At 53.7% G+C, this 704-nt stretch carries 1 pseudogene; it reads right to left on the bottom strand.

What is annotated here, in order from left to right:
- Positions 1-650, bottom strand: a pseudogene (locus tag N1032_RS25400) (hypothetical protein); the annotation flags it as partial.
- Between the last annotated feature and the right edge of the window lie 54 nt (positions 651-704).

Genomic DNA, 704 nt, shown 5'->3' with positions numbered 1-704 from the left:
ATCAGGGCGATCGGCTTAACAGTCGGATGGAAATTCATTGCGCCAGACGTGCGGCCAGCTCCGGCGCGAGGGTTTTTGATACCCGCGCTACCCGCTTTGCGGTTAACCATTTCTTCAGCGCTTACTACGTTTTTCTGCAAGCCCCAATCACGATCCGCTTTGCTGGATTTCGGGCAGTAGAAGAAACGCGCCGCGCTGCCGCCTTTATTCGGGAAAAGCTCTACAACTTCAGCCGAACCATCATGCAAAAGGTTTGCTGGCCAGCGGCCTTCCGCCATCGTTTCGTATGGCATCTGTTTCCGTGGGCGGGATTCGAAAGCTTCGGTTGCCTGATTATCCGGAACGCGGCAAGCGCCAATATTCAGCGCACCGGTACCGAAGTTAATAACGTTGTTTGTGAGCGTACCGCCGAACGGTTTACGCGCCAGGGTAATCGGTTCGAAGGCGGGTTTAAGGGCGCTGCCCCAGCCTTCCCAGGCTCCGGCGTTTTCCTGGCCTTCCAGCTGTTTCGCAACCGCTCTACCAATATTTACCGATTTAGGGAAACCCGTGCTGTAAATCCATGCGAGTAAATCGCGGATTTCAAAACCAGCATCTTCGATATTACAGGCCATGCGGTGTATCGTACGGGTACCAGCAAAAGCGAGGATATAACCGCCCGGCTTTAATACGCGAAAACATTCTTTCCAGATTTCTACAGGCGG

Origin of the sequence: Herbiconiux daphne, from assembly GCF_024979295.1 — a bacterium.
In the GTDB taxonomy this organism is placed as follows: domain Bacteria; phylum Actinomycetota; class Actinomycetes; order Actinomycetales; family Microbacteriaceae; genus Herbiconiux; species Herbiconiux daphnes.
The sequence above is the reverse complement of the archived record's forward strand: the minus strand, read 5'-3'. Positions and strand labels throughout refer to the sequence as shown.